Raw genomic sequence first — 4,219 nt, 5'->3', positions numbered from 1 at the left:
GCTCGGGTCTGGTGGGGGCCGACGACGGCGCCGCGGGCGGGGTGCCTCGCGCGGTGGTCGGGCGGCAGGACCAGGTGAGGGTCCGTCTCGGTCGGCGCGGGTCGGCGCTCGGCGCGGACGCGGGTGGACGTCCGCGTGATTCAGGCTACATGCTCGCGGGAGGGGGCGTGAGACGTGGCCTACGCCACGCCGCCGTGAGGCGGATCCTCGTGATCATTGACTTCATGCATGAACCGTGACGAAGTGTTTCAACTTTTCACCACCCGGCTCTGGACAGACGCCCGTCCGTGATGTTTGGATTTGAAGCAAGCACGGAGGAAGCCTCCTCCGCGGCGCAGCAGAACCTCTCGAAGGAGAACACCCATGGCTCAGATCACCCCCGGCACCTGGAACCTCGACGCCGCCCACTCCGACGTCGACTTCGTCATCCGCCACGCCGGCATCTCGAAGGTCCGCGGCACCTTCCACACCGTGGACGGCCAGCTCGTGGTGGCCGAGGACTTCAACCAGTCCTCCGTGCAGGTCACCGTGGACATGGCCTCCATCAACACCAAGAACGAGGGCCGCGACCAGCACCTGCGCTCCGCCGACTTCTTCGACGTCGAGCAGTTCCCGCAGATGACCTTCCGCTCCACCGAGGTCCGCGGCGAGGCCGAGGACTTCACCGTGGTCGGCGAGCTGACCATCCACGGCGTCACCAAGACCGTGGAGCTCGAGGCCGAGTTCGGCGGCCAGGACAAGGACGCCTTCGGCGCCACCCGCGTGGGCTTCGAGGCCAAGGGCGAGATCTCCCGCAAGGACTTCGGCCTGACCTGGAACGCCGCCACCGAGGCCGGCGGCGTGATGGTCTCCGACAAGGTGAAGATCGAGATCGGCGCCGCCTTCGTGCTGCCCGAGGCCTGAGCAGGCCCCGGGCCCGCACGGGCCCTCCCGCACCGGGGCCGACCGTCTCTCCCCGGTGACATCCCCACGACGCCGGTCGCCCCCTCCCCGGGGCGGCCGGCGTCGTCGTGTGTGCGGGGCCAGAAGGGGCGGGCGGGGGTGCCTGTGGCGTCCGCGCGGCCCCTAGGGTGGTCCGCATGATGGCTTCCAAGACCCCGCACCAGAACGTCTCGTTCCCGCTGCCCACCAAGGACGCCGCCCACGGCGATCAGACCGGCCACGGCTACCTCGCCCTCCCGGCCGCCGGGAAGGGACCGGCCGTGATCGTCATCCAGGAGTGGTGGGGCCTGGTGGACCACATCAAGGACGTCTGCGACCGCCTCGCGGAGGAGGGCTTCGTGGCCCTCGCCCCGGACCTGTTCGGCGGCTGGATCGCCCACGACGGCGACGAGGCCGGCGAGATGATGCAGAACCTCCCCGCGGAGGAGGGGGCCCGCCAGCTGGCCGGCGCCGTGGACTGGCTGCTGGCCCGCGACGAGGTCACCTCGTCGAGGGTCGAGGCGATCGGCTTCTGCATGGGCGGCGGCTTCGTGCTGGCGCTTGCGGCCCAGCAGGGGGACAAGGTCTCCGCGGCCGTGCCGTTCTACGGCGTGGGCCAGGGCGTGCCCGGCTCGTTCGAGGGCGTGACCGCCGCGATCCAGGGCCACTATGCCGAGCAGGACGACTTCTTCCCCGTGGAGGATGCGAAGAAGCAGGAGCGGCAGATCCGCGAGGAGTCCGGCGCCGAGGTCGAGTACTTCTACTACGACGCCCCGCACGCGTTCCACAACGACGAGAACCCCCAGGGCAACTACCGCCCCGAGGCCGCGCAGCTCGCCTGGGACCGCGCCGTCTCCTTCCTGAAGGAGAAGGTCCGCTGAGCGGGTCCCGAGGCGTCCGCGGCGGCGGCCGCTCCTCCGGCAAGGCCTCCCGCGGCGGACCCGCCCGGTCGACGCCCGCCGGCAAGGCGGGGGCGCGCGGCGGCGTCGGGAAGGCGGCCGGGAAGGCCGGGGCTCGGCAGACGCCCGCGGCCCCGGCCGACCTGCCCACGCCCCCCGAGACCCTGTTCCTCGCGACGATCCCCGGTGCGACGCCGTCCACGTGGGTGCAGCGGTTCAGCTCGCGCGCGCGGACGGTGCAGCTCGTGAACCACGAGGAGGCGCAGCAGGCCGCGCACCTGGCGCACGACGCCGCCGGGGCGCCCCTGCACCCGCTGCCCCAGCTGGGATACGTCCGGTGGCTGCGCGATGCCGGCGTGGAGTCGGTGCTGCGGGAGTCCGGCGTGGACCCCCGGTTCGTGCACGTGGTGGGGGTGTACTCCGAGCTGCCCGTGGTCTGCGTGGGCAAGGAGCACCTCCTGGCCGCGTGGGACCTCGAGGCGGACGGCCCCGTGCCGCTCGCCGAGCTCGACCCGGCCGAGCACATGGACCCCGCCCGCTTCGCTCTCGAGCCGGGGGCGGCCTCCAACCCCCTGGACTCGGCCGAGCTGCCCGGTGCGGGGGAGCGCATGGCGCTCGAGATCGTCGCCTCCGGCGTGGGGCACGTGGTGCTCCCGCAGTCCGTGGCCCGCGTGTTCGGCCGCAAGGACGTCGTCGTCCTGCCGGTGGCCTGCGAGCTCGACGACGTCGTCGGCCTCTCCCGCGCCGACCGGGAGGCCGCGGCCACCCGCGCCGAGGTGGCGGAGGAGGGGGACGGCGTCGTGCCGGACGGTGCGGACGCTCCCGCGACGACGGCGCCGCGCCACCCCGGCTGGGATGTCGGCCTGGCGTGGCTCAAGGAGCAGGACTCGGAGCTCGTGCAGTCGTTCGTGGGCGTGGCCCGCGGCCGACGGGGCGGCACCTCGCGCTGAGGGTCGCCGCCCCACCCGGTGACGAGCCCCGCGCACGGAGCGGTCTGCGCGTCCAGAACCGTTCCGTGCGCGGGGCACGTCGAGGGACGGGGCCGGCTCAGCCCAGGCGGCCCGCCTCGGCCGCGCGGTAGCTGGCCGGGTCCTCGGTGTCCTCGTCCACGGGCTCGGTGCCCCGCACCCGCGCCACCAGCGTCATCAGGTGGTAGACCACCAGCGCCGTCAGCGTGCCCAGCGTGATGCCGCCGAACACCAGGCCGCCCACGACGAGCTCCGGGTTCGCGATCGCCACGATCAGGCCCGCGCCTGCGGTCATGAGGTTGATGGTGTTGGAGAAGTCCACGCGGTTCTGCACCCAGATGCGCACGCCCATCACGCCGATCATCCCGTAGAGGATGATGCCCGCCCCGCCGGCCACCCCCGCCGGGATCGTCGCGACCGCGGCGCCGAACTTCGGCAGGAACGCGAGGGCGATCGCGGTCAGGCCCGCCACCCAGTAGGCCGCGGTGGAGTACACCTTCGAGGAGGCCATCACGCCGATGTTCTCCGCGTACGTCGTCGTCCCGACGCCGCCGCCCAGCCCGGAGAGCGTGGTCGCCAGGCCGTCGGCCAGCAGCGCGCGGCCGGTCAGCGGATCCAGGTCGCGCTTGGTCATCAGGCCCACGGTGCGCACGTGCCCGATGTTCTCCGCGATCAGCACCAGCACCACCGGGAGGAACAGCGGCAGCAGGGACCAGTGCAGCTCGGGCGTGTGGAACGGCGGCAGCCCCACCCACGCGGCCTGCCCCACCGCGGTGAAGTCCACCTGGCCCTGCGCCAGGGCCAGCAGGTAGCCGACGACGATGCCCACCAGGATGGACAGCCGCCCCAGCAGGCCCTTGAACAGCACGGCGGTGAGCACCACGGCCAGCGCCGTGCCGAAGGTGGTCAGCGGCACCTCCTGCATGGCCTGCGTCGTCGCCCCGGCCAGGTTCAGTCCGATCAGCGCCACGATCGTGCCCATCACCGCCGGGGGCATCAGCGCGTGGATCCAGCCGGTCCCGGCCCACCCCACGACGACGCCGATCACCATGAGCAGCACGCCGGTCGCGGCGATGCCCCCGAGCGCGGCGCCCACGCTGTGCGAGGCGCTCGCGGCCGTGAGCGGGGCGATGAACGCGAACGAGCTGCCCAGGTACGAGGGCAGCCGGTTGCCCGTGATCAGCAGGAAGAGCAGGGTGCCGAGGCCGGAGAACAGCAGCGCCGTCGTCGCGGGCATGCCGGTGATGGCGGGCACGAGCACCGTGGCGCCGAACATGGCCATCACGTGCTGCACGCCGATCCCCACCGTGCGGCCCCAGGAGAGGCGCTCGTCGGGGGCGACGACCGTGCCGGGGGTGATGGTGCGCCCGTCGCCGTGGAGGCGCCACGAGCGGACGGCGGGGCCGGGCCCGGGGACGTGTCCGGCACGGT

At 73.1% G+C, this 4,219-nt stretch carries 4 protein-coding genes; 3 read left to right on the top strand and 1 reads right to left on the bottom strand.

Going from position 1 to position 4,219, the window contains the following annotated elements; genetic code table 11:
* Positions 1 to 363 precede the first annotated feature (363 nt).
* The 3 genes from MHY29_RS11455 (at position 364) to MHY29_RS11445 (ending at position 2,770) form a co-directional block, all read left to right on the top strand.
* Positions 364 to 903 carry a YceI family protein gene (locus MHY29_RS11455; RefSeq protein ID WP_224355898.1) on the top strand — a complete coding sequence of 180 codons (540 nt, stop codon included), beginning with the start codon at positions 364 to 366 and terminating at the stop codon, positions 901 to 903.
* 176 nt (positions 904 to 1,079) lie between these two features.
* Positions 1,080 to 1,802, top strand: a complete 723-nt coding sequence (locus MHY29_RS11450) for a dienelactone hydrolase family protein (RefSeq protein WP_224355897.1) — start codon at positions 1,080 to 1,082, stop codon at positions 1,800 to 1,802.
* A 224-nt stretch (positions 1,803 to 2,026) separates the two neighbouring features.
* On the top strand, positions 2,027 to 2,770 hold the full coding sequence (locus MHY29_RS11445; protein ID WP_239241325.1) for a hypothetical protein: 744 nt from the start codon (positions 2,027 to 2,029) through the stop codon (positions 2,768 to 2,770).
* A gap of 97 nt (positions 2,771 to 2,867) precedes the next feature.
* On the opposite strand, the gene MHY29_RS11440 is transcribed toward MHY29_RS11445, so the two are convergent.
* The gene (locus MHY29_RS11440) at positions 2,868 to 4,148 is read right to left on the bottom strand and encodes a solute carrier family 23 protein (protein WP_239241327.1); all 1,281 of its coding nucleotides are present in this window, start codon (positions 4,146 to 4,148) and stop codon (positions 2,868 to 2,870) included.
* Positions 4,149 to 4,219 lie beyond the last annotated feature (71 nt).

This window comes from Micrococcus sp. ACRRV, assembly GCF_022346985.1.
GTDB lineage: Bacteria > Actinomycetota > Actinomycetes > Actinomycetales > Micrococcaceae > Micrococcus > Micrococcus porci.
Note: the sequence above shows the minus strand (reverse complement) of the source record. Positions and strands in the feature narration are given on the sequence as shown.